The organism is Enterobacter cloacae complex sp. 2021EL-01169 (assembly GCF_020733125.1).
In the GTDB taxonomy this organism is placed as follows: domain Bacteria; phylum Pseudomonadota; class Gammaproteobacteria; order Enterobacterales; family Enterobacteriaceae; genus Enterobacter; species Enterobacter roggenkampii.
This window is the reverse complement of the sequence record NZ_JAJFTC010000002.1, coordinates 409,275-432,101: the sequence shown is the minus strand read 5'-3', so window position 1 is coordinate 432,101 and position 22,827 is coordinate 409,275. Positions and strand designations below refer to the sequence as shown.

The 22,827-nt window shown below is 57.4% G+C and carries 22 protein-coding genes; 6 read left to right on the top strand and 16 right to left on the bottom strand.

The features are described from left to right. The first annotated feature begins 10 nt into the window (after positions 1-10). The gene (locus LLF79_RS08430; protein WP_025912865.1) at positions 11-718 is read left to right on the top strand and encodes a Bax inhibitor-1/YccA family protein; all 708 of its coding nucleotides are present in this window, start codon (positions 11-13) and stop codon (positions 716-718) included. 89 nt (positions 719-807) lie between these two features. Here the strand turns inward: LLF79_RS08430 and LLF79_RS08425 are convergent, their stop codons facing one another. From LLF79_RS08425 to LLF79_RS08415, 3 genes are read right to left on the bottom strand one after another with little or no spacing between them, the layout of a single operon-like run. Next, the gene (locus tag LLF79_RS08425; RefSeq protein WP_008501146.1) at positions 808-1,770 is read right to left on the bottom strand and encodes a YbhN family protein; all 963 of its coding nucleotides are present in this window, start codon (positions 1,768-1,770) and stop codon (positions 808-810) included. After that, complete coding sequence (gene clsB / locus LLF79_RS08420; RefSeq protein ID WP_023343620.1) at positions 1,770-3,008, bottom strand: cardiolipin synthase ClsB; 1,239 nt, start codon at positions 3,006-3,008, stop codon at positions 1,770-1,772. Before clsB ends, LLF79_RS08425 begins: the two co-directional genes overlap by 1 nt. Further along, entirely contained in the window at positions 3,005-3,766 is a 762-nt protein-coding gene (locus tag LLF79_RS08415; protein WP_008501148.1) for an endonuclease/exonuclease/phosphatase family protein, read from the bottom strand. The genes clsB and LLF79_RS08415 overlap by 4 nt, the downstream gene beginning before the upstream one ends. 133 nt (positions 3,767-3,899) lie before the next feature. Between LLF79_RS08415 and LLF79_RS08410 the strand changes: the two genes are divergently transcribed. Then, entirely contained in the window at positions 3,900-4,310 is a 411-nt protein-coding gene (locus LLF79_RS08410) for a YbhQ family protein (RefSeq protein ID WP_008501149.1), read from the top strand. On the opposite strand, the gene LLF79_RS08405 is transcribed toward LLF79_RS08410, so the two are convergent. Genes LLF79_RS08405 through cecR form a run of 5 tightly spaced genes read right to left on the bottom strand, consistent with a single transcriptional unit; the run spans position 4,272 to position 9,912 of the window. Further along, the gene (locus LLF79_RS08405) at positions 4,272-5,378 is read right to left on the bottom strand and encodes an ABC transporter permease (RefSeq protein ID WP_227879378.1); all 1,107 of its coding nucleotides are present in this window, start codon (positions 5,376-5,378) and stop codon (positions 4,272-4,274) included. The two genes, LLF79_RS08410 and LLF79_RS08405, sit on opposite strands and share 39 nt — an antisense overlap. 9 nt (positions 5,379-5,387) lie before the next feature. Beyond that, positions 5,388-6,521 (bottom strand): ABC transporter permease, encoded by a 1,134-nt coding sequence (locus LLF79_RS08400; protein ID WP_227879377.1) that lies wholly within the window; start codon positions 6,519-6,521, stop codon positions 5,388-5,390. After that, positions 6,511-8,250 carry an ATP-binding cassette domain-containing protein gene (locus LLF79_RS08395; RefSeq protein ID WP_227879376.1) on the bottom strand — a complete coding sequence of 580 codons (1,740 nt, stop codon included), beginning with the start codon at positions 8,248-8,250 and terminating at the stop codon, positions 6,511-6,513. The genes LLF79_RS08400 and LLF79_RS08395 overlap by 11 nt, the downstream gene beginning before the upstream one ends. Continuing rightward, on the bottom strand, positions 8,243-9,238 hold the full coding sequence (gene hlyD, locus LLF79_RS08390; RefSeq protein WP_227879375.1) for a secretion protein HlyD: 996 nt from the start codon (positions 9,236-9,238) through the stop codon (positions 8,243-8,245). Before hlyD ends, LLF79_RS08395 begins: the two co-directional genes overlap by 8 nt. Next, positions 9,235-9,912, bottom strand: a complete 678-nt coding sequence (gene cecR / locus LLF79_RS08385; protein WP_023343624.1) for a transcriptional regulator CecR — start codon at positions 9,910-9,912, stop codon at positions 9,235-9,237. The genes hlyD and cecR overlap by 4 nt, the downstream gene beginning before the upstream one ends. A 205-nt stretch (positions 9,913-10,117) precedes the next feature. On the opposite strand from cecR, the gene rhlE reads away from it, so the two are divergent. Both rhlE and dinG read left to right on the top strand, forming a co-directional pair. After that, complete coding sequence (gene rhlE / locus LLF79_RS08380) at positions 10,118-11,497, top strand: ATP-dependent RNA helicase RhlE (RefSeq protein ID WP_023292954.1); 1,380 nt, start codon at positions 10,118-10,120, stop codon at positions 11,495-11,497. Positions 11,498-11,594: 97 nt separating this feature from the next. Beyond that, positions 11,595-13,772 (top strand): ATP-dependent DNA helicase DinG, encoded by a 2,178-nt coding sequence (dinG, locus tag LLF79_RS08375; RefSeq protein WP_045336695.1) that lies wholly within the window; start codon positions 11,595-11,597, stop codon positions 13,770-13,772. Here dinG and LLF79_RS08370 read toward each other — a convergent pair. The 5 genes from LLF79_RS08370 to LLF79_RS08350 all read right to left on the bottom strand — a co-directional run bounded on the left by LLF79_RS08370 (position 13,759) and on the right by LLF79_RS08350 (position 19,130). After that, positions 13,759-14,262, bottom strand: a complete 504-nt coding sequence (locus LLF79_RS08370) for a fimbrial protein (RefSeq protein ID WP_227879374.1) — start codon at positions 14,260-14,262, stop codon at positions 13,759-13,761. The two genes, dinG and LLF79_RS08370, sit on opposite strands and share 14 nt — an antisense overlap. 5 nt (positions 14,263-14,267) lie before the next feature. Next, positions 14,268-15,257 (bottom strand): fimbrial protein, encoded by a 990-nt coding sequence (locus LLF79_RS08365; protein WP_227879373.1) that lies wholly within the window; start codon positions 15,255-15,257, stop codon positions 14,268-14,270. A gap of 22 nt (positions 15,258-15,279) precedes the next feature. Next, on the bottom strand, positions 15,280-17,823 hold the full coding sequence (locus tag LLF79_RS08360; protein WP_227879372.1) for a fimbria/pilus outer membrane usher protein: 2,544 nt from the start codon (positions 17,821-17,823) through the stop codon (positions 15,280-15,282). 26 nt (positions 17,824-17,849) lie between these two features. After that, entirely contained in the window at positions 17,850-18,524 is a 675-nt protein-coding gene (locus tag LLF79_RS08355; protein WP_008501161.1) for a molecular chaperone, read from the bottom strand. A gap of 69 nt (positions 18,525-18,593) precedes the next feature. Next, on the bottom strand, positions 18,594-19,130 hold the full coding sequence (locus LLF79_RS08350) for a fimbrial protein (protein ID WP_227879371.1): 537 nt from the start codon (positions 19,128-19,130) through the stop codon (positions 18,594-18,596). Positions 19,131-19,386: 256 nt separating this feature from the next. Between LLF79_RS08350 and ybiB the strand changes: the two genes are divergently transcribed. After that, on the top strand, positions 19,387-20,349 hold the full coding sequence (gene ybiB / locus LLF79_RS08345) for a DNA-binding protein YbiB (protein ID WP_227879370.1): 963 nt from the start codon (positions 19,387-19,389) through the stop codon (positions 20,347-20,349). 118 nt (positions 20,350-20,467) lie between these two features. Here ybiB and ybiJ read toward each other — a convergent pair whose 3' ends face one another. The 3 genes from ybiJ to mcbA all read right to left on the bottom strand — a co-directional run bounded on the left by ybiJ (position 20,468) and on the right by mcbA (position 21,668). Beyond that, positions 20,468-20,728: a DUF1471 family protein YbiJ gene (ybiJ, locus tag LLF79_RS08340; protein ID WP_013097471.1), complete on the bottom strand. Its 261-nt coding sequence runs from the start codon at positions 20,726-20,728 to the stop codon at positions 20,468-20,470. A gap of 285 nt (positions 20,729-21,013) precedes the next feature. Next, entirely contained in the window at positions 21,014-21,280 is a 267-nt protein-coding gene (locus LLF79_RS08335) for a DksA/TraR family C4-type zinc finger protein (protein WP_021240978.1), read from the bottom strand. A 121-nt stretch (positions 21,281-21,401) separates the two neighbouring features. Beyond that, positions 21,402-21,668, bottom strand: a complete 267-nt coding sequence (gene mcbA / locus LLF79_RS08330; protein WP_021240977.1) for a DUF1471 family periplasmic protein McbA — start codon at positions 21,666-21,668, stop codon at positions 21,402-21,404. A 243-nt stretch (positions 21,669-21,911) separates the two neighbouring features. On the opposite strand from mcbA, the gene rlmF reads away from it, so the two are divergent. Then, the gene (rlmF, locus tag LLF79_RS08325) at positions 21,912-22,823 is read left to right on the top strand and encodes a 23S rRNA (adenine(1618)-N(6))-methyltransferase RlmF (protein ID WP_227879369.1); all 912 of its coding nucleotides are present in this window, start codon (positions 21,912-21,914) and stop codon (positions 22,821-22,823) included. Positions 22,824-22,827: the final 4 nt, after the last annotated feature.

Sequence of the window (22,827 nt, the reverse complement as noted above, 5' to 3'; positions counted from 1 at the left end):
GGAGTGAATCATGGACCGATTTCCGCGTTCCGATTCAATAGTGCAGCAGACCCGTAGCGGCCTGCAGACGTATATGGCTCAGGTGTACGGCTGGATGACGGTTGGCCTGCTGCTTACCGCGTTTATCGCGTGGTATGCGGCGAATACGCCGGAGCTGATGATGTTTATCTTCTCCAGCAAAATCACCTTCTTTGGGCTGATTATCGCGCAGCTGGCGCTGGTGTTTGTGCTTTCGGGTCTGGTGCACAAGCTGAGTGCCGGCATGGCAACGACCCTGTTTATGCTCTATTCGGCGCTAACGGGGCTGACGCTTTCCAGCATCTTTATCGTTTACACCTACTCATCTATCGCCAGCACCTTCGTGGTCACCGGCGGGATGTTTGGCGCGATGAGCCTGTACGGCTACACCACGAAGCGCGATCTAAGCGGTTTCGGCAGCATGCTGTTTATGGGGCTGATCGGGATTGTGCTGGCGTCACTGGTGAACCTGTGGCTCAAGAGCGACGCGCTGATGTGGGCCGTGACCTATATCGGGGTGGTGCTCTTCGTCGGGTTGACGGCCTATGACACCCAGAAGCTGAAAAACATCGGCGAGCAGATCGACGTGCGCGACAGTTCCAACCTGCGCAAATACGCGATTCTGGGCGCGCTGACGCTCTATCTGGACTTCATCAACCTGTTCCTGATGCTGCTGCGGATTTTAGGCAACCGTCGCTAAGGTTGCTTTGCCGGGTGGCGGCTTCGCCTTACCCGTCCTGCGAATCGCGAACCGTAGGTCGGGTAAGGCGAAGCCGCCACCCGACTTATTCACTTCGCTAGCATCCTCTCATTCTTCGCCCGCAGCTTTTTCGCCCGACTTTCCAGCACCAGATAGCAGACCGTTGCCAGCGCCAGCGGCAGGAAGTAATACAGCATCCTGTACGCCAGCAGGGCGGCGATAATCGTTCCCTGAGAAACATGCTCCCCGGCCAGCAGGGCAATAAACACCGCCTCCAGCACGCCGATCCCCGCCGGAATGTGCACAATCACCCCGGCAATGCTGCTCACCAGCAGCACGCCCAGCACGAAGAAGTAATTGACGTCCTCGCCAATCAGCAGCCAGATGATGGCCCCCATGGCCATCCAGTTGGCGCTGGAGACCGCCATCTGCAGCACCGCAAACTTCCACGAGGGCAGGACCAGCTTTTGCCCTTTGATGGTCATATGGCGGCGCTTTGCAAACGCGCAGGCCCAGAGATAAACGGCGATAATCAGCAGCAGCACGATGCCCAGAATGCGCAGCGTGGCCTCGTCGATATACCAGTGCGCGGGCAGCTGCACCACGCCGATGGTGAAGATCACCCCGCCGAGCAGAATATAGCCCAGCCAGTTGGTGGTAATGCTCAGGGAAAAAATACGCGTGATGGTCCCGCCCGGCAGGCCGAGCCGCGAGTAGAGGCGATAGCGCATGCCAATCCCCCCGACCCAGGTGCTCAGCGTCAGGTTAAAGGCGTAGCAGATAAACGACACCAGCATCACCTGACGTTTGGCCAGCTTGTGGCCGCAGTAGGCCCGACCCAGCAGATCATAGCAGCCGTACATCAGGTAGCTCACGATAACCAGCCCCGTCGCGCCCAGCAGCACCATCCGGTTATAGTTGCGGATGACCTTCCACACCTCTTCCCAGTCCACTTTCTGCGCGTAGACCACCAGCAGCACCGCGACGGCAATAAAGAATACCCAGGTGAGGATCTTTTTTGCCAGACGCCAGCGTGGATGCGATTTTGACATCAGGGTTTGCCTCCGTCTTCCGCTTCTATGCGGTCCTGGGTTTCCATTTCGGGTTGTACCGGCGGGTCCACCTGCGCCAGCTTCGGCGTATGCGCCGGCAGCCAGCCGACCATCGCCGGGAAATGCCGCAGGAAGTGGAACACCACCACGCTGATGCCCAGGTTCCACCAGGTGCGTTTGGGAACCATAGACTCATCCACGCGCACGCAGTCGTTAACGATCAACGCCTGCAGGTTATCCCGCAGGGTCTGGTTAAACTGGCGGTCGTGAATGATCAGGTTGGCTTCAAGGTTAAGCGACAGGCTCAGCGGATCGAGGTTACTGGAGCCTACGGTGGCCCAGTGATCGTCCATCAGCGCGACTTTGCCGTGCAGCGGTCGACGACGATATTCGTAGATCTGGACGCCGCCCTTCACCAGGTAGTTGTACAGCAGCCGCGCCCCGACTTTGACGATCGGCATATCCGGCTCGCCCTGGACAATCAGCTTCACGCGCACGCCGCGTCTTGCAGCATTTCGCATGGCATGCAGCAGGCGATAGCCCGGGAAAAAGTAGGCGTTGGCGATGATCACTTCGCGCTTAGCGTTGGCCAGCATTTTAAGATAGTGGCGTTCAATGTCGTCCCGGTGCTCGCCGTTGTCGCGCCAGACGAAAAGCGCCTGCGCTTCGCCGGGCTTCCGGTTCTCTTCCGGGCGATGGCGGCGTCGCCACCAGCGGCGTACGGCCTCTTTCCCCGGCAGGTTCTCCAGCTCAAACAGCAAGATGTCCTGCACCACCGGGCCTTCGATGCGAATGGCGTAATCCTGCTTCGCTTCCGGACCGTAGTCGGACATATGTTCCGCCGAGTAGTTAATGCCGCCGACAAACGCTACCGTCTCATCCACTACCACAATTTTGCGGTGCATTCGGCGGAAAAGGTTGGTCCGCATGCCGAACAGGCGAGGGCCGGGATCGTAGTAGCGGAATACCACGCCTGCGGCGGTCAGTTCATTGACGAACGCATCGCTGAGGTCCGGCGAGCCGTAGCCATCCAGCAGTACTTCAATTTTGACGCCGCGCTGTGCGGCGCGCAGGAGCACGCTGTGCAGCTGCTTGCCGACGTTGTCTTCGAACCAGATAAAGGTTTCGAGGATCACTTTCTGCTGGGCGTTATCAATTGCCTTAAACACGGCCGGGTAATACTCGTCCCCGTTGACCAGCAGCGTAATCCGGTTGCCTTCCTGCCAGGAACATTTCATAAGTGGATCTCCGCGCTGAGCGGGGCATGGTCGGAAAGATGCCGCCAGTTGAGAAGCGCCAGGGCGGTCGGGCTGCTGGCGTGGGCATTTTTCACGTAGATGCGGTCAAGCCGCAGCAGCGGGAAACGGACCGGGAACGTGCGCGCAGGCCTGCCGTTCGCCCGGGTGAAGATCTCCTCCAGCCCGGCATCCACCTTCAACGGATGGTTTGCCCGCTGGCGCCAGTCGTTGAAATCGCCTGCCACGACAACAGGTTCACCGTCAGGCAGCGCGTTGGCCCATTCGGCCAGCATTTTCAGCTGCGCCTGACGATGGGCTTCGCGCAGGCCCAGATGAACGCAGCCGACGTGGATGGGCAGCTCAAGGTCGGGCGGGGTAATGCGGCAGTAGAGCAGGCCGCGTTTTTCGCTCTCCCCGACGGAAACGTCGCGGTTTTCATAATGTTCAATGGGATAACGCGACAGCACCGCGTTGCCGTGATGACCTTCAGGATAGACCGCGTTGCGGCCGTAGGCGTAATCGCTCCACATGGTGTCGGCCAGAAATTCATAGTGCGGCGTGTCGGGCCAGTTCTCAAAGTGAAGCGGATGTACTTCGTGTGCGCCCATCACCTCCTGCAGGCAGACAATATCCGCGCTGACGGTGCGCACCGCGTCGCGCAGCTCCGGTAAAATGAAGCGGCGGTTAAATGCTGTGAAGCCCTTATGAATGTTTATCGTCAGCACTTTAAGCGAGAAATGCTGCATTTTTTTCGTCATAAGCTCCTTCCTGAGTGACTATCCCGATGAAAATAAAGTGTAGTCGTCGTCACAAAAAGATGCGGCGTTACGGAATTTTCCGTAAAGTGCGGTAGTCTGATTAAGCAGAGAAAAATCCTTCAGGAGAGAAGCCATGAAGTGGCAACAACGTGTTCGTGTCGCAACTGGCCTGAGTTGCTGGCAGATAATGTTGCATTTACTGGTCGTGGCCGTACTGGTGATGGGCTGGATGAGCGGCACGCTGGTACGTGTTGGCCTGGGGCTATGCGTCCTTTACGGCGTCACCGTGCTGTCGATGCTGTTTTTACAGCGCCACCATGACGCGCGCTGGCGCGAGGTGGGTGACGTGCTCGAAGAACTCACCACCACCTGGTACTTTGGTGCGGCGATGATTGTTCTGTGGCTGCTTTCACGCGTGCTGCAAAACAACCTGCTGCTGGCCCTGGCGGGTCTGGCAATCCTCGCAGGGCCTGCGGTGGTCTCGTTGCTGACCAAAGAGAAAAAGCTACGCGATGTTGCGTCTAAACATCGCATAGGCCACTGAGCCTGTCGTGGCCGCGATGACCAGTAGCGGCCACAAACTTCCCCAGACAATATCCAGACTCGCATCCTTCAGATAGATCTGCTTGTTGATATCCGTAAAGTGTCGTATCGGGTTTATCCACGTCAGATCCTGGAGCCACACCGGCATATTCTCAACCGGCGAGACGTACCCGGAGAGCAGGATCGCGGGCATCATAAAGACGAATACCCCGATAAACGCCTGCTGCTGCGTCGAGCAGAGTGCGGAGATCAGCAGCCCAAACCCCACCAGCGACAGCCCGTAAATCACCATCGTGAAGTAAAACAGCGCCAGCGATCCGGCGAACGGGATCTGGTAAGCCCATATTCCCACGCCCAGCACGATGGTGGCCTGGAAGGTGGCGACAATTAGCGCCGGAACCGCTTTGCCGACGAAAATTTGCCAGGTGGCGAGCGGGGAGACCAGCAGCTGATCCAGCGTGCCCTGTTCGCGCTCGCGGGCGACGGAGAGAGAGGTCACAATCATCACCCCGATGGTGGTGATCATGGCGATCAGCGACGGCACCACAAACCACTTGTAGTCCAGATTCGGGTTATACCAGTTGCGCACCACCAGTTCGCTGTTGTTGGGCTTCGGTTTGCCGTCCATTAGCTCCTGCTGGTAATCCTTCACCACCTGCTGGAGGTAGTTGGCCGCAATCTGGGCGCTGTTGGAGTTGCGCCCGTCGAGGATCAGCTGCATCGGCGCGGTCTGGAAGGTATCCAGATTGCGGGAGAAATCCGCCGGGAACCGCACCAGCAGCAGCGCTTTTTGCGTGTCGATGGTGGGCTGAATGTCCTGCGGGCTTTTCAGCAGCAGGATGTGGGTAAAGGCTTTCGCACGCGCAAAGCGCTGCGTCAGCTCGACGGAATGTTTGCCGTTGTCTTCGTTGTAAATGGCAATGGTGGCGTTGGTCACCTCAAGGGTGGCGGCAAACGGGAACAGTAAAACCTGGATCAGCACCGGCAACACCAGAATGGCGCGGGTTTGCGGCTCGCGCAGCAGGGATTGCAGCTCTTTGCGTATTAACGTCCATAAACGGTGAAACATGCGCGCTCCTTAATCTAACCGCCGTTTGGTTTTCATCCACGTCAACCCGATAAACATCACCGCCGACGCCATTAAAAACAGCGTGTTGATAATCAGCACTACCGGAATATTCCCCGCCAGGAACAGGCTTTGCAGCGTGCTCACGAAGTAGCGCGCCGGGATAATGTAGGTCACGGCGCGGATGACGGCAGGCATGCTGTCTATCTGGAAGATAAACCCGGACAGCATAATCGACGGCAGGAAAGCGGCGTTCAGCGCCACCTGCGCGGCGTTAAACTGGTTGCGGGTGATGGTGGAGATGAGCAGCCCCATCCCCAGCGTGCTGAGTAAAAACAGGCAGGTGATAAAGAACAGCACCACCAGCGAGCCGCGGTACGGCACGCCGAGGATAAAGACGGACACCAGCATGCAGAGCAGCATCGCCAGCATGCCGAGGAAGTAGTAGGGAATAAGCTTGCACAGCAGCAGCTCGACGCGCGTCACTTCGGTGGAAAGCAGCGCCTCCATGGTGCCGCGCTCCCACTCGCGGGCGATCACCAGCGAGGTCAGAATCGCGCCGATCACCGTCATAATAATCGTCACCGCGCCCGGTATAATAAAGTGCTGGCTGATGGCGGCGGGGTTAAACCAGTAGCGCGTCTGCACGTCGATAAGCGGTTCAAACGTCTCGCCCCGGTCTTCCGCGCGCTGCATCTGCCAGAGCTGCCAGATCCCCTCCGCGTAGCCCTGCACGAAGTTCGCGGTGTTTGGCTCGCTGCCGTCGGTGATGACCTGGATCGGCGCATCGGTATTCGCCCGCGCCATGTTGGCGGCAAAATCCACCGGAATGACGATCAGACCGCGAATCTTCCCGGCCTGCATCTTCTGGATCAGCTCCTGGCGGTTGTCGCTGATGGTGGCATCAATGTAGGGCGAACCGGTCATGGCGTGGGTAAAGTCCAGCGCCTCTTCGCTCTGCTGTTCGAGTAAAATCCCGACCCGCAGCTTGCTGGAATCCAGGTTAATGCCGTAGCCAAAGATAAACAGCAGCAGCAGGGGGATCACCACCGCAATCAGCCAGCTGCTGGGATCGCGCACGATCTGCCGCGTCTCTTTTACGCACAGCGCGCGCACCCGGCGCCAGGAAATGGCGTTACTGCGCATGGGCATTCTCCTTATCCCAGTCGTGGATGAGGGTGATAAACGCCTGCTCCATGGTCGGGTCCGGCACCGCGTCGTCGGCGGCCTGGTTTTTCAGGTCGTCCGGCGTGCCGTGGGCAATCAGCTTGCCGCGATACACCAGCCCGATGCGGTCGCAGTACTCCGCCTCGTCCATGAAGTGGGTGGTCACCATCACGGTCACCCCTTTTTCCACCATGCTGTTGATATGCAGCCAGAACTCGCGGCGGGTAATGGGATCAACGCCGGAGGTCGGCTCGTCCAGAAACAGAATATCCGGCTCGTGCATCAGCGAGCAGGCCAGCGCCAGCCGCTGCTTAAAGCCGAGCGGCAGTTCGTCGGTGGCGTGGGAAGCAATCGTCGTTAACCCGAAGGCGTCGCTCATGCGGCGAATTTTCTCGTTCTGCGCCCGCCCGCGCAGGCCGTACACGCCGGAGAAAAAGCGCAGATTCTGCTCGACCGTCAGGTTGCCGTACAGCGAGAACTTCTGCGCCATATAGCCCAGGTGCTGGCGCGCCTTGCCGGAGCTGACTTTGAGATCCATATCCAGCACCAGCGCTTTGCCGGACGTTGGCACCAGCAGGCCGCACATCATCTTAAAGGTGGTCGATTTTCCCGCGCCGTTTGGTCCGAGCAGGCCAAAAATCTCGCCGCGCTTCACGGCAAAATTCACGTTGTCAGTGGCGGCGAAATCCCCGAATTTTTTGGTGAGGGATTTGGCTTCGATCACCGTTTCGCCCGGCGTACCTTCCACCGTGTGCAGGATCGCCCCAAGCGGCGACTCGGAGGTCCCCGCGCCGCCCAGCAGGTCGATGAACGCATCTTCAAAACGCGGCGCCGTCTCTTCTATCTCAATCGTCGGCATCCCAGGCGCCCGGCGAATATCGTCGACGGTGGCCTCTTTTTTGAGGATGACCCGCACCGAGCGGCCCTGAATCATCCCGTCGCTGACCTGCGGCAGCCTGAGCACCCGCTGCAGCAGCGAGCGGTTGGACGCCTGCGGGCTGTGCAGCAGGAAGCTGCGCCCGGCCATGCTCTGCGTCAGCGTCGTCGGCTCGCCCTGATAGAGCAGCTCGCCTTCGTTCATCAGCAGCACGTCCCGGCACTGCTCCGCTTCGTCGAGGTAGGAGGTGCTCCAGAGGATTAGCATCCCGTCGCCCGCCAGTTCGTGCACCATCTGCCACAGCTCGCGGCGGGAAATCGGGTCTACGCCGACGCCGGGCTCGTCCAGCAGCAGCACCTTCGGCTCGCCCACCAGCGTGCAGGCCAGCCCCAGCTTCTGCTTCATCCCGCCGGAGAGCTTGCCCGCCAGCCGGTCGGTGAACGGGCCGAGCGAGGTAAATTCCAGCAGGCGGGCGAAGGTTTTCTTCCGGGTTTCTCCGGTGACGCTGCGCAGGTCGGCGTACAGGTTCAGGTTTTCCATCACCGTCAGGTCTTCATACAGGCCAAACTTCTGCGGCATATAGCCGAGCATGGCGTGGAGCGGGCCGTCGTCCTTTATCGGATCCAGGCCCAGCACGCGGGCCGATCCTTCATCCGGCTTCAGCAACCCCGCCAGCATCCGCATCAGCGTGGTTTTCCCCGCGCCGTCCGGACCGACCAGCCCGGTCACATAGCCTTTCCGGATGGTGCAGTTCAGCGGCGCGACCGCAGGCTTATCCATCCCCTTAAAGCGTTTAACCAGACTGTTGAGCTGAATAACCGCGTCATTCATGTCGTTCCCCGCTGTTCACTTTTACGGTGACGGGCATGCCCTGGCGCAGGGCGTCGTCCGCATCGGTCACGATAATGCGCAGGCGATACACCAGGTCGGTACGCAGGTCCGGCGTTTCTACCGTTTTCGGCGTGAATTCGGCGGTAGGGGAGACGAAGCCCACCTTGCCGTGATACGGCTTGTCCGGGCGACCGTCGGTATAAAGCAGCAGCTCGCGGCCCGGCTGCATCTGGCCGAGATTGGGCTCATCAATGTAGGCACGTACCCAGACCGGGCGGGTCAGGGAGAGGGTTAACACGGTGCTGCCCGCGTTGAGCATGCTGCCCGGCTCGACGGCGCGGGTCATCAGCGTGCCGTCTGACGGTGCCACCAGCGTGGTGTCGTGCAGATCCAGCTCTGCCTGCGACAGCTGGGCCTGCGCCTGTTCAAGGCTGGCTTTTGCCTGGGCGATATCCTGCGGGCGGTTACCGGTGTGGTACTGGCTTAATTTATCCTGCGCGGACTTCAGCGTGGCCTGCGCCTGATCGCGGGAGGAGCGCGCATTTTCCAGGTCATTCGCGGAAATGGTGCGGCTTTTCCACAGCCCCTGCTGGCGAGCGTAGAAGTTCTGCGCGTAGTCATAGGCCGCCTGCGCCTGTTTGACGGCCGCTGCGGCCTGAGCGATCTCTTCGTCGCGATAGCCGGCCAGCATCAGGTCATACTGCGCCTGCGCAACGGAGACGCCCGCTTTGGCCTGCAGCAGCGCATTTTCATAGGGCGCTTTGTCCAGCATCCCCAGCGTCTGCCCGGTTTTAATGGCATCGCCTTCGTCAACGCTCAGCGCGGCGAGACGTCCGCCGACGCGGAAGCTCATGTTCACCGTGCGAATATCCACGTTACCGTACAGCGTCAGGCCTTTATCCTGATGGCTCTGGTACCACAGCCATCCACCGACGCCCGCGGCAAGCAAAACAACAACCACCAGAATGATGGCGACAGGTTTTTTCATGACTTCAGGCTCCTTTGCGTTAAGCCTTGCAGGATCAGATCGAGATGACAGGCGATCACCTCACCGATCTGCGCGGCTTTATCCTCATCAAATTGTGTCCAGCCGGTGCGTAACAGGATGGTTTCCCGGCCCAGACGGAAGGCCAGGATTTCACCCAGCAGGGCGTGGGTATGCAAAATTGTCGCGGTATCGCCGGCATCCCGCCCGGTATAGGCGGCGATCAGCCGGGTCAGGTGGGTATGCATCGGGGCAATGACCCGATCGTGTACCCGCTGGTAGGCGGCAGTGGGGGAGAGCTGCTCGCGGGAGATAAACTTGCTCAGGTTGAGCGTATCGTCGTGCGTCAGCACGCGGATCATGTTGTGGCAGGCACTCAGGATCAGCTGGCGGATGGCCTCGCGATCGGGCGACGGCTGGCCGAGCAGCGCGGTGGCCTCCTCAACGTGCGGGTGAAACTGCGTGCCGATAAAATCGGCGATCCACTCGGCGCAGGCGAGATATAAATCCTCTTTTGAGCCAAAATAGTAGGTAATCGCCGCAATGTTTTGCCCGGCCAGCGCCGCGATATCGCGCGTGGTCGCGTGCAGCCCATACTCACCAAACTGCGCCAGCGCGGCGGCAATAAGCTGGTTTTTGGCCTGTTCACCTTTGGTTGTTGTGGGTGTTGTATTCATGGCGGCATTAAAAATTAATCAATCGATTGATTAAGATTATGCCTGATTCGCATCCCCGTCGAGGGAACGCTGAGGGATATTTTATGCGCCACGTCACAAAAGCTGCTACACTCCGCCCCTTCGCGACATTGTGGTTTTTGTCCTCTCAATTGTTATATCTCCCTGAAAACTACACCTGTGATGGTCGGGGCGGTTCGGAGTTTTTATGTCTTTTGATTCCCTTGGCCTGAACCCGGAAATTCTGCGCGCGATCGCAGAGCAGGGCTACGTTGAGCCAACCCCAATCCAGCAACAGGCTATTCCTGCCGTTCTTCAGGGCCGTGACCTGATGGCCAGCGCCCAGACCGGCACCGGTAAAACCGCGGGCTTTACGCTGCCGCTGTTAGAACTGCTGGTAAAAAATCAGCCGCACGCCAAAGGCCGTCGTCCGGTTCGTGCCCTGATCCTCACCCCAACCCGCGAGCTGGCCGCGCAGATTGGCGAGAACGTGCGTGACTACAGCCGCTATCTCAACATTCGCTCGCTGGTGGTGTTCGGCGGGGTCAGCATCAACCCGCAGATGATGAAGCTGCGCGGCGGCGTGGACGTGCTGGTGGCAACGCCGGGCCGTCTGCTGGATCTGGAACACCAGAACGCGGTGAAGCTGGATAACATCGAAATTCTGGTACTGGACGAAGCCGACCGCATGCTCGACATGGGCTTTATTCACGATATTCGCCGCGTGCTGGCCAAGCTGCCGCCGCGTCGTCAGAACCTGCTCTTCTCCGCGACCTTCTCCGACGAGATCAAGGCGCTGGCGGAAAAGCTGCTGCATAACCCGCTGGAAGTGGAAGTGGCGCGCCGCAACACCGCCTCTGAGCAGGTGACGCAGCACGTTCACTTTGTTGATAAAAAGCGCAAGCGCGAACTGCTCTCCCAGATGATCGGCCAGGGTAACTGGCAGCAGGTGCTGGTCTTTACCCGCACCAAGCACGGCGCGAACCACCTGGCGGAACAGCTGAACAAAGACGGCATCCGCAGCGCGGCGATCCACGGCAACAAGAGCCAGGGCGCGCGTACCCGTGCGCTGGCGGACTTCAAGTCTGGCGACATCCGCGTGCTGGTGGCGACCGACATCGCCGCCCGTGGCCTCGACATTGAAGAGCTGCCGCACGTGGTGAACTACGAGCTGCCAAACGTGCCGGAAGACTACGTGCACCGTATCGGCCGTACCGGTCGTGCGGCGGCCACCGGTGAAGCGCTCTCTCTGGTGTGCGTGGACGAACACAAGCTCCTGCGCGACATCGAACGCCTGCTGAAGAAAGAGATCCCGCGCATCGAAACCCCGGGTTATGAAGTGGATCCGTCGATCAAAGCCGAGCCGATTCAGAACGGTCGTCAGGGCGGTCGCGGTCAGGGCGGCGGTGGTCGCGGCCAGCAGCCGCGCCGTGCCGAAGGCGGCGCGCCGAAGACAGCGGGCAAACCGCCGCGTCGTAGCAACGACAGCAAACCGGCCGGTGACAATCCGTGGCGCAGCGGCGAAGGTAAGCCGGCAGGGGAAGGGCAGCGCCGACGCCGCCCGCGCAAGCCTGCTAACCCGCAGTAATCTGGAAGCCCGGTCGTAAAGCCGGGCTTTTCTTTTTGCGGCAGCGAAGAGAAAGTGCCACAATAGTGGCTGTTTATACAGTATTTCAGGTTTTCCGATGGCTTTAACCGCTGCGCTCAAGGCGCAAATTGGCGCATGGTATAAGGCGCTACAACAGCAGATCCCCGATTTTATCCCCCGAGCGCCGCAGCGGCAGATGATTGCTGACGTGGCAAAAACGCTCGCCGGGGACGACGGGCGACATCTGGCGATTGAAGCCCCGACCGGCGTCGGGAAAACCCTGTCGTATCTCATTCCCGGCATTGCCATCGCGCGGGAAGAGGACAAAACGCTGGTGGTCAGCACCGCCAACGTGGCGCTGCAGGATCAGATCTTCAGCAAAGATTTACCGCTGCTGCGCAAAATCATCCCCGACCTGCGGTTTACGGCCGCCTTTGGTCGCGGTCGCTACGTCTGTCCGCGTAACCTGGCAGGGCTTGCCAGCAGCGAGGCGTCGCAACAGGATCTGCTGGCGTTCCTCGACGACGATCTCACGCCCAACAACAAAGCCGAGCAGGAGCTCTGCGCAACGCTGAAAGGCGATCTTGATGGCTATAAATGGGACGGCCTGCGCGATCACACCGATAAAGCCATCAGCGACGATCTGTGGCGCAGGCTCAGCACCGACAAGGCCAGCTGTCTGAACCGCAACTGTCACTACTACCGCGAATGCCCGTTCTTCGTCGCGCGGCGCGAAATTCAGGAAGCCGAAGTGGTGGTGGCTAACCACGCGCTGGTGATGGCGGCGCTGGAGAGCGAAGCGGTGCTGCCGGAGCCGAAAAACCTGCTGCTGGTGCTCGACGAAGGCCACCATTTGCCCGACGTGGCGCGCGACGCGCTGGAGATGAGCGCAGAAATTACCGCGCCCTGGTTCCGCCTGCAGCTGGATCTCTTCTGCAAGCTTGTCGCCACCTGCATGGAGCAGTTCCGGCCGAAAACCACGCCGCCGCTGGCGGTACCGGAGCGTCTGAGCGACCACTGCGAAGAGGTTTACAGCCTTATCTCGTCTCTGAACAACATCCTGAATCTTTATCTTCCCGCTACCCAGGAGGCGGAACACCGCTTTGCGATGGGCGAACTGCCGGAGGAGGTGATGGAGATTTGCCAGCAGCTGGCGAAGCATCTTGAAAAGCTGCGCGGGCTGGCGGAGATGTTCTTAAACGATCTCAGCGAGAAAACCGGCACCCATGACGTTGTTCGCCTGCACCGTATTCTTTTGCAAATGAACCGTGCGCTCGGCATGTTCGAAGCGCAGAGCAAGCTCTGGCGGCTGGCCTCGATGGCGCAGGCGTCGGGCGCGCCGGTCACCAAATGGGCCACGCGTGAAGTGCGCGACGGCCAGGTCCACCTGTTTTTCCACTGCGTGGGCATCCGCGTGGCCGATCAGCTGGAAAAGCTCATCTGGCGCAGCGTGCCGCACGTGGTCGTGACCTCCGCCACGCTGCGCTCCCTGAACAGCTTCTCGCGGCTGCAGGAGATGAGTGGCCTGAAAGAGAAAGCGGGCGATCGTTTTGTCGCGCTGGATTCGCCGTTTAACCACTGCGAGCAGGGGAAGCTGGTGATCCCGCGCATGAAGTATGAGCCGCTTATCGACAACGAAGAGCAACACATTGCGGAGATGGCGGCCTACTTCCGCGAACAGGTTGAGAGCAGAAAGTACCCCGGCATGCTGGTGCTGTTTGCCAGCGGACGGGCGATGCAGCGTTTTCTGGAACATGTGACCGACCTGCGCCTGCTTCTGCTGGTCCAGGGCGACCAGCCCCGTTACCGGCTGGTGGAAACCCATCGCAAGCGCATCGATAACGGCGAGCGCAGCGTGCTGGTGGGATTGCAGTCCTTCGCGGAAGGTCTGGATTTGAAGGGCGATTACCTGACGCAGGTGCATATTCATAAAATTGCTTTCCCGCCCATCGACAGCCCGGTCGTTATCACCGAGGGCGAGTGGCTGAAGAGCCTCAACCGCTATCCGTTTGAGGTGCAAAGCTTACCTGCGGCGTCGTTTAACCTTATTCAGCAGGTCGGGCGTCTGATCCGTAGCCACGGCTGCTGGGGGGAGGTGGTGATTTATGACAAGCGTCTGCTCACTAAAAATTACGGCCAACGGTTGTTAAACGCGCTGCCGATCTTTCCGATTGAACAGCCAGAGGTCCCCGAGGTAAAAAAACGCCCGGCAACACTGACCGCCGGGCGCAGGAAAAGCATCCGTGCTAAGGGGCGCGGTCCTACTGGTAAGTGAAGGTCACCTGCACCACGCTGCTGAACGTCCCTGCGCTCACCGGCATGGAAGTGGCGTAGTAGCGTGCGGCGAGTGGGAAGGTGGCCGTATGATCGTTTTGATTAATCACCGCGTTAAAGCTCGCCTGCGGAGCGATGAGAATATTGTCCTGCCGGTCTGCCAGCTCCAGCGCCAGCCCCTTTGCGCTGCCGATATTGGCGAATTTAGTGGGGTGCGTGCTGTCCGCCTGTCCATAGAAGTAGGCGGTGGCAAGCGCGAGGCTTGGCGGGCAGTGGGATACTGACAGGGAAAAGTCTTTCCACGCGCCGGTATCGCCCACGTCTTTAAAATCACCGGATGCCGCCTGACCTAAATCCACCGTCAGGTTCCGGCTGGCGCTGTCGATGATGCAGGTATTGGCGTAAATGTTGCCCGTCATCTGGATCTGAATATCCTCGGCGTGTGCCTGGGCGATCAGCCCCAGCGCCATAAACGCAATTATCTTCTTCATGTTAGTTACTTATAAGCAAGCGTGATGGTGGCAACGGTGTTGGCCGGACCGGGAGTGACCACGTCGCTGACCTGCTCGTAGCGCACCTCAAACGGTATGGTCAGCGTTTCGTTGGCAATGGCTTCGCTTCGGGTGTTAACGTAGGTATCAAAGGTGACGATATTGTCGTCGAACAGCATTCGGACACCGACGCCCGTCGCGACGCCGGTCTGCTGCGTGAGTTTCAGCACCCCTTCGAAGGCCGTTTCATAGCCGTTTGAGCTGGTAATTTTCACTTCAGGCTGTACGGTGCTGTTGCAGTTCACCGTGACGTCAAAGTTTCGTGCCGGGGAAGAGAGCATCCCCACGCTGATAAAATCGCTGACCGGGAAATCCCCCAGATTGACCGTCAGGTTTTTCGGCAGGACGGAGCAGGTGACCTCTTTCAGAATAACGTTGCCAGCATAGGAGATGGTGTTGGGATCGCCCAGCCCTTCGTGGTGATAAACCCCGATCCCAAAACGGGTCTGACTTTGATTCAGCGTGCCTGACGCTACGGTATCGCTGGTTTTGACCAACTCCAGCGTAACGTCGAAATTAAAGGTCTGTTTGCCATCGCTGGAAACATAACCCAACGGCGTTCCTGTGGAAATGCAGTTAACGCCTCCGGCTCCGCTGATGCGCTGCCCCTGATCGTTCATCAGCGCCACACCGATCCCAGGAACTCCCGAATCGTAGACACCTTTCAGGCCTGGAATCTCAGACCCTGTGCCGTAGTAACAAGAGACAATTTCCAGCCCCTTATCTTCCGCATTGTCACAATTACCGGCGATATGGGCGATTTGCTCTGTACCCGGGATCGTTTCGCCAACGGCCAGCGTCGTGGGAACGGAGATAGAGGCCACGTTGATCATTTTCGGCAGATCTGGCGTAGTACAGGTCGCCTTCGCATGCGGCATAAATAACGCGGCGGTTCCCAGAACCAGTAAGAAAAAGCACTGTTTAATCATTTGCATAATCGTTAGCCTGAACGGTGGATCAGTGACACTGCGCGGCAGCGTTAATGATGCTGGTTTTCTCTTTCTCATCCGTTAGCGCATAGTCAGCGACGCAGTGCTCGTTCGCCCCCTGTCCCCAGGAAACGTAGAGATGCCCTTGCTGCGGCAGACCAGAGAGGTAGGTCTGGCCGTCATTCCCGACAATAAATTCGCTGTCCTTATCCTCGGTGGTGACCGTTGCGCCGAAGGGCAGCGGTTTACCCTTTTGCGTAAGCGTCATCAGGACGCGGTTACCCACGCGGGTGTTAAAGCTGGCGCGCACCACGGCCCCGCGGGTTGGCGTCACGATCTGCGCCGCGTGGGTGACGTCGGCGTTGTCCGGTAGCGTTTCGGTATCCAGCGCGATGGTGTTGTGGCGATACGCGGTAACAAACGGCACGACGGTGTAGCCGCGGAAGTCGGTCTCGACGCCCGTCTGGTTTGTGATATGGGTTCCGTGCGTGCCCGGCGCTTTCACCAGCGCAATGGTGTCACCGAGCGGCTGGCTCAGGGTTATTCCGTTCGCATGGGCAACCACGCCGCCCTGCAAACCGACGTTCACGGTCTGCTGATATTTATCCTGACTGACGCCTGCGCTCACTTCGCCATAGGTCGCTTTATAATCGGCGTTGATGCTGGTGGAGTTACCGCTGCCGGTGCTGCTCAGCCCTTCCTGGATGTTCCAGTTCAGGTTGTCCTCTTTCAGCGCCGTGCCGTTCAGGCCGATGTTCTGCGTCGTGCCGTCTTTGGTGTTGTTCAGGTTGTAGGTGGCCCAGGTGTTATGCATCCAGCGGTCCAGCGGCACCGAGACGCTCAGCGAGAACTGGTTGTCGTTTGTCACCTCGTTACCGTCTTCATCGCTGTCCTGGGTGTTTTTGTTCATGCTGTAGCTGAGGCTGTAGCTCACCCCGTGCCAGCTATTGTTGTAGCTGACGCTCATCGAGGTCATGTTCTGGCTCTGACTCCAGTACGTCTCTTTCACCATGCTCAGGGTGACGGATCCCCAGCCTTCCGGCAGCGTCTGGTCGATGGTGGCTTCGGTTCGGGCGCGGCGCTGCTGCGGTGCCGACCAGTCGTCGGAGCGGGTATATGACTCCATGGTGTCTTCAAGGGTGTAAAACCCTTTGCTGTTATAGCGATAGCCGGCCAGCGAGAAGTTGGTGCCTGACCGGGCGATGTCTTTGCTATAGCGCACGCGCCACGACTGGCCTTTGCTGGCCTGCTGTTTTTTCAACAGGGCCTTCGCGCGGGTCACGTCAAGGGAGAAGGCGCCTAAATCGCCCATGTTTTTCCCGACGCCAGCCGCCTGAGACTGGTAATGGCTGCTCTGCTGCACGCCACCGTAAGCGGTGAAACCGTAGGGTAAACCGTAGATGGCGCTGCCCTGGGCAAACGGGGTCTTCTCGACGTCGTTGTCATAAGAACGGTAGCGTCCGGCAGTCACGCTGTAGCGCAGATTTTTTTCACGCTGCAATACCGGCACGGAGGCAAACGGCACGACGAAATGGCTTTCGCTGCCGTCGGTCTCTTTCACGGTGACCTGGAGATCGCCGCTGCTGCCGGTGGGGTAGAGATCGTTAATTTCGAACGCGCCGGGGGCGACCGTGTTCTGATAAATGATGTAACCGTTCTGGCGTACCACCACCTGCGCGTTACTGTGGGCGGTGCCGCGAATAATGGGGGCGTAGCCTTTTTCACTGTCCGGCAGCATGTCGTTATCGGATTTCAGCTCCACGCCGGTGTAGGGTACGCTGTCAAAAACGTCGGAAGGCGAGGAACTCTGGCCGACGGTGAGGTCGCTTTTCATCGCCACAATATCGCGTTGCGCGTAGGTATATACGGAGGTGAATTTTTGGTCCTCCTCGTTACCCGTGGTGCTGCGATTCCAGGTGGAATAGTTGCGAATGCGCCATGCGCCAATGTTCAAACCCGGACGCAGGTTAACGTACTGGCTGCTGTTATCCTGTTCACCCGGCTGGCGCGCATGGCTTTGGCTGGCATTTGCACTGTAGTTAAGCAGGCCCGCGTTAATTCCTTCGTCAAACTCTTTTGGGTCAATGTAGCCGCGAGGCACATGACCGAGCGCCGACTGGGGAATGCTCAGCAGCAGTTGCTGGTTGCGAACGCGGAAGGTCGCGGATGCCGCAGGGATGGCGTGTAAATCGGCGCACTGGCCTTTGGCTTTCAGCTGCGGATATTTTTGGGTTTTGATCCCGAGGCTTTTTAAATCGTCCACGGTAAAGCAAGGTTGCAGCGTGCTGTTGTCCTGATCGTCTTTCTGCAGCGTAAAGGTGACATCGCGGGTATCAATTTTATTATTATTGATAAACACCGTAACCTGATATTTACCCGGCGCCTGGCCTGGGCCTTTTTCATAGACTGATAAATCGGTTTTTCCCTGCTGGGGATTATCAATATCCAGCAGGGCAGGGTTAAAATAATCATCAGCCATAACCTGATGCGCAAAGATCGCCATTACCAGGCCAAAAAGAATGACCAGCAATGACGAAAATCGGCAGGTGAACGGCTTTTTATGGCTGTACATGATTATTTTATTACCGGGGAAAAGTATTAATGAACGGATTTCGACCAGGTATGGCTGATGCTGCCGTAATCAGTAATAATGGAATACGTCACGTTCGAGCCTCTGACATTACCCGGTATGGCAAAATGCGTTTCTGTTTTTGGAACGGCCCAGGTCGCTTTCGTCACTTTCTGACCATTCAGGGTGACCGCCTGGAAATTCATATAAAACGGCGTGGGGTTATTCACCACCAGCTCGTTACCTTCGCGACGCCATTCAAGCTTATCGGCCACGTCTTCTGGTCTGCCTTTTACCGCAGACGGGCGATACAGCAATTTAATACGGGTATTAATCGCAATTTGCAGCGTATTCACGCCTTCCACCTGCTTTGAGGAAGGGATCGCTTTAATATTCAACCAGTACAGGGATTCCCTGTCTTCAGGCAAATTTCCGCCCGTACGTACCACGCGCAGAACGTTATCTTCTTTCGCATCCAGACGGAAAAGCGGCGGGGTGATGAGGAACGGGGCTTTTGCCAGGTTTTTACCGCCGGAATCAACCCAGGACTGCACCAGATAATCCGTCGCATCTGGATTTGAAAGACCAAGAGATGATTCCTTTTTATCTCCCTGGTAGACCAGACGGGTGCCATTAATAATGACGCCCGCATGTGCAGTGGCGGCTACCAGTAAAAGCGTGCTCAGTAAATAACCGTGGCGCATACAGATTTCTCAATAAATAGATGAGATATTAATGCCCGCAAAAGCATTAATATCTCAGGATTGATAAGATCAGTTATAAATAACGGTGAAGGTCGATACAGAGTTTGCAGGGCCTGCGGTGATCGCAGCGCCGGTTTGGATATAACGGGCACCAAATTCCAGATCGTTAACCGCCGTACCGGAGGTTAATTGATACTGCTGCGATGGCGTATACAGGCTGACAGGCTGCTCTGAGGCATCAACCAGCTGAATTGCCACACCGGTCGCCGCATCGCTATCTGGCGTTAAGGCCAGCGTAGCGTTGTTATTCGCATCTGGCGTACCGCCGAAATTAATGGCTGCGGAGGTGACCGTGTCAGGACAATTCGTTAACTGAATATCAAACTTCGTTAATGTGCTGGTAGAGCCAGCACCGGTAAATATCGTTTTAGACACTTTTCCCAGCTGAACATTTAATGGATTACTTAATCCATTCACGACCTGACAAGCAGAATCGATAATTTCACCGGTGAAATTGATCTGACCTTCACCGTTTGTTGCCGCAAACGTGGATGCAGAACATCCCACCGCTGCGGCGATGATTAAACCTAAAGCAACCTTGTTCATAACAAATCCTGATATGTTTCTGGTGAGAGCGTTGCCTGGACGTTTTCACCGTTGACCCTTAATGACTTTCCGCTGGTTATTTAAACAAATAATGGTGCATTAAGAATCTTCTGCTGGAATCACAAATAATTGAAATAATGCTTGAGTTTCATTTTTATCCTTAAAAACAGAACGTTGATGATGTAGAAAAAAACTAACGTCCGAACGTTTAACAGGGCTATATTGTTACCAGAAGGATATTTTCAGGAGAGATGTCGTGGATTATCGCAAGATTATCAAAGAGGTAGGCAGGGGCAAAAACCACGCCCGCGATCTGGACCATGAAACTGCTCGCGCCCTGTATACCCGAATGCTCGATGGCGAGGTACCTGACCTGGAGATGGGCGGCATCCTGATTGCGCTGCGTATCAAAGGCGAAGGCGAAGCGGAGATGCGCGGTTTTTACGAGGCGATGCAGGCGCAAACGCTGCGCCTGACGCCGCCGGTGGCAAAACCGATGCCGATTGTCATCCCGAGCTATAACGGCGCGCGCAAGCAGGCAAACCTCACTCCGCTGCTGGCGATCTTATTGCATAAGCTGGGGTTCCCGGTGGTGGTTCACGGGGTCAGCGAAGATCCCACCCGCGTGTTGACGGAGACCATTTTCGGCATGCTGGGGATTAAGCCAACGCGTCATGCAGGACAGGCGCAGGCGAAGCTGGATGGCCATCAGCCGGTTTACATCCCCGTCGGAGCCCTGTGTCCGCCGCTGGAAAAGCAGCTGGATATGCGCTGGCGGATGGGCGTGCGCAACAGCGCCCACACCCTGGCGAAGCTGGCGACGCCGTTTGCAGAAGATGCTGCATTGCGCCTTTCCAGCGTATCGCACCCGGAATACGTGGGGCGTGTCGGGAAATTTTTTGAGGAGATTGGCGGCAGGGCGCTGCTGATGCACGGTACAGAAGGTGAGGTGTATGCCAATCCACTGCGCTGCCCTCAGCTGATGCTGATCGATTCTGCCGGTACGCGCGCTGTTCTGGCGCGCGGGGAAGAGAATACGGACGTCATTCTCCCTGAAGCGAAAGACCCGCACACCACCGCGCACTGGATTGAACAGTGCCTCGCCGGAAACGTGCCTGTGCCGCAGTCTATTAAGCTGCAGATGGCCTGCTGCCTGCTGGCAACCGGGGAAGTTGATACGGTCGAGGCCGGTCTCAAACGCGTGGACGCGGCGTTTTAGGCAAAAAAAAGCCCGTCCAGTGGCGGACGGGCAAGCAAGGGTAACAAACAACAGGGTCAATGAGGGTTGGAGCAGCTCACCAGAGGGTTTGGCGAGGGGACAGCATTCATTCAGGCGATTATTTGTAGATAACCGCGGTACCGCTCAGCTTGTTATTGCCGTTAGCGGAGGTAATGGTGTATCCGCTTGCACCGGCAGCAGCCGCTTTCTCAGCCAGTTTGGCTTCCAGACCGTCCAGGGTGGTCGCGCCATCAGCACTCACCACACCGACTTTGTTCATGTTCTGTGCCTGAGCAGAAGAGACTGGCTCTACGGCGAAAGCGCCGAAAGACAGAGCGGACAGGGCAACAGCAGCTACAGCATATTTGATCGTTTTCATAAGTAATCTCTCGCAGGTGTTTCTGTTAAGGGGACGATGTTTCGTCGATGTGATGAGTATCACGTTTTTTCTTGAGAGATAAAATCGAAGAGAATTGACGTGGTCAATCAAAAAAATTGAATGACAAATAACTTATTGATTACTAATAAATTCAAAGTGGCGCTTTACACTTCTTGTGGATGCGCTTTACAGAACAAAAATGAAGGGCACATTTTGCTACGCGGTTCGCTAAAAATCGTGAGCGTAAAGGTAAGCGCCCCGGCGGTTAACTTAGGTAAAGGAAAGTCAACGTAACTGGCTGTCTTTCGAACCTCTGCGATTATAACCTGAATGTGAAGCATTTTTTGAATCTTTATTCTGCTGACACGTAATGCATAACCTTACGCCTGGCATGGCTTTTCGCCGCGCCTCCGGGATCGGTTCTCCACACTCTTCGCACTCCTCCAGGCTTTCGCCGCGTGGGATTTCACCGCGAGCGCGCGCAACCGCATCTTCAATCGTACTGTTGATCTGTTCGTTTACGGCGTCATCATTCGCCCAACCGGAAGCCATAGCATCCTCCTGAAATGGTGTTATGCCCTGCTTTTAATGTGGGGTTAAAAAATGAACAATCAAGGCGAGGAAGAGAGCAAACTGCATCTGGCAGGCAGATGCAGTCATGGGGTGGGGCAGATTATTTATAGATGGTCGCTGTGCCGTACATATGGTTATCTCCGCCAGCGGAATTCACCACGAAGCCTTTTGCACCTTCCTGGCGGGCTTTTTCCGCCAGTTTATTCTGCAGATCGTCCAGGTTACTTGCGCGGCTTACGGAGACGGTGCCTGCAGGCTGAAGCTGGCTGGTGTCGGTACTCTGGGTCAGCGACTGAACGGCCATCGCAGAAAATGACGCGGTCGTCAGGGCGGCGGCGATAACAACAAGGGTCAGGTACTTTTTCATAATCACATCCTCATGAGGAAACAACAGGTGATTCCCCTTAAGTTTAGAAGCCTGACGAGTGTGACTTAGCGCAAATATTTGATGATGATCTGCTTGTTTTTTGAACGATAAAAATTGACATTACGCTGACAGATCATAGACATAAAGGTGTTTGATTTATGGCGGCTTTTTAAGCGCCGCAGAGAAAGATTTACCGTTGGGCCAGCAAAGGGTATCTTACGCCGCTGTTTAAAGGAGAACGCCATGACTTCCCAAAAGCCGGGATTGCACCCACGAAACCGCCACCGCAGCCGCTACGACATGAATGCGTTATGCCTGAGCTGCCCGCCGTTAAAGGACTATATTGTCCAGACCCCCGCGAGTGAACCTTCGGTCAACTTTGCTGACCCCCAGGCGGTTAAAATGTTGAACAAAGCGCTGCTCGCACATTACTACGGTGTGGCGAACTGGGATATTCCGGAAGGCTTTCTCTGCCCACCCGTTCCGGGCCGCGCGGATTACCTTCATCACCTTGCCGATCTTCTGGCTGAAGACCGTGATGGCATTATTCCTCAGCAGGCGACCGTGCTGGATATCGGCACCGGGGCGAACCTGATTTACCCGCTGATCGGCGCGCATGAGTATCACTGGCGCTTTACCGGAAGCGAAATCGGTGCCGAGGCCTTCGCCAGCGCCCAGGCGATTATCAACGCGAACCCGGGATTAAGCCGCGCCATTCGCCTGCGTCGTCAGAAAGAGGCCGCCTCAATCTTCAACGGCATTATTCATAAAAATGAAACCTATGACGCCACGATGTGCAACCCACCGTTCCACGATTCGGCGGCAGCGGCCCGCGCGGGCAGCGAGCGCAAGCGCCGCAACCTGGGTCAGGCTGAAGACGCCGCGCTGAACTTCGGCGGTCAGCAGCAGGAGCTGTGGTGTGAAGGCGGCGAGGTGGCCTTTATCCTGCGCATGATTGCGGAAAGCAAACAGTTTGGCCGTCAGGTGAAGTGGTTTACGACGCTGGTTTCCCGCGGAGATAACCTGCCGCCACTTTACCGCGCGCTCACCGAAGCGGGCGCGGTGAAAGTAGTGAAAAAAGAGATGGCGCAGGGCCAGAAGCAAAGCCGCTTTATCGCCTGGTCATTTATGGACGATAACAAACGCCGCAAATAGCGCT

Excerpts from the sequence above, each read along its gene's own strand:
- LLF79_RS08360 (WP_227879372.1), bottom strand. The coding sequence starts at position 17,823 with ATGTACAGCCATAAAAAGCCGTTCACCTGCCGATTTTCGTCATTGCTG.
- cecR (WP_023343624.1), bottom strand. The coding sequence starts at position 9,912 with ATGAATACAACACCCACAACAACCAAAGGTGAACAGGCCAAAAACCAG.
- LLF79_RS08400 (WP_227879377.1), bottom strand. The coding sequence starts at position 6,521 with ATGCGCAGTAACGCCATTTCCTGGCGCCGGGTGCGCGCGCTGTGCGTA.
- LLF79_RS08405 (WP_227879378.1), bottom strand. The coding sequence starts at position 5,378 with ATGTTTCACCGTTTATGGACGTTAATACGCAAAGAGCTGCAATCCCTG.
- LLF79_RS08415 (WP_008501148.1), bottom strand. The coding sequence starts at position 3,766 with ATGACGAAAAAAATGCAGCATTTCTCGCTTAAAGTGCTGACGATAAAC.
- LLF79_RS08395 (WP_227879376.1), bottom strand. The coding sequence starts at position 8,250 with ATGAATGACGCGGTTATTCAGCTCAACAGTCTGGTTAAACGCTTTAAG.
- LLF79_RS08365 (WP_227879373.1), bottom strand. The coding sequence starts at position 15,257 with ATGCAAATGATTAAACAGTGCTTTTTCTTACTGGTTCTGGGAACCGCC.
- LLF79_RS08430 (WP_025912865.1), top strand. The coding sequence starts at position 11 with ATGGACCGATTTCCGCGTTCCGATTCAATAGTGCAGCAGACCCGTAGC.
- dinG (WP_045336695.1), top strand. The coding sequence starts at position 11,595 with ATGGCTTTAACCGCTGCGCTCAAGGCGCAAATTGGCGCATGGTATAAG.
- rlmF (WP_227879369.1), top strand. The coding sequence starts at position 21,912 with ATGACTTCCCAAAAGCCGGGATTGCACCCACGAAACCGCCACCGCAGC.
- LLF79_RS08350 (WP_227879371.1), bottom strand. The coding sequence starts at position 19,130 with ATGAACAAGGTTGCTTTAGGTTTAATCATCGCCGCAGCGGTGGGATGT.
- hlyD (WP_227879375.1), bottom strand. The coding sequence starts at position 9,238 with ATGAAAAAACCTGTCGCCATCATTCTGGTGGTTGTTGTTTTGCTTGCC.
- mcbA (WP_021240977.1), bottom strand. The coding sequence starts at position 21,668 with ATGAAAAAGTACCTGACCCTTGTTGTTATCGCCGCCGCCCTGACGACC.
- ybiJ (WP_013097471.1), bottom strand. The coding sequence starts at position 20,728 with ATGAAAACGATCAAATATGCTGTAGCTGCTGTTGCCCTGTCCGCTCTG.
- rhlE (WP_023292954.1), top strand. The coding sequence starts at position 10,118 with ATGTCTTTTGATTCCCTTGGCCTGAACCCGGAAATTCTGCGCGCGATC.
- clsB (WP_023343620.1), bottom strand. The coding sequence starts at position 3,008 with ATGAAATGTTCCTGGCAGGAAGGCAACCGGATTACGCTGCTGGTCAAC.
- LLF79_RS08335 (WP_021240978.1), bottom strand. The coding sequence starts at position 21,280 with ATGGCTTCCGGTTGGGCGAATGATGACGCCGTAAACGAACAGATCAAC.
- LLF79_RS08355 (WP_008501161.1), bottom strand. The coding sequence starts at position 18,524 with ATGCGCCACGGTTATTTACTGAGCACGCTTTTACTGGTAGCCGCCACT.
- LLF79_RS08410 (WP_008501149.1), top strand. The coding sequence starts at position 3,900 with ATGAAGTGGCAACAACGTGTTCGTGTCGCAACTGGCCTGAGTTGCTGG.
- LLF79_RS08370 (WP_227879374.1), bottom strand. The coding sequence starts at position 14,262 with ATGAAGAAGATAATTGCGTTTATGGCGCTGGGGCTGATCGCCCAGGCA.
- LLF79_RS08425 (WP_008501146.1), bottom strand. The coding sequence starts at position 1,770 with ATGTCAAAATCGCATCCACGCTGGCGTCTGGCAAAAAAGATCCTCACC.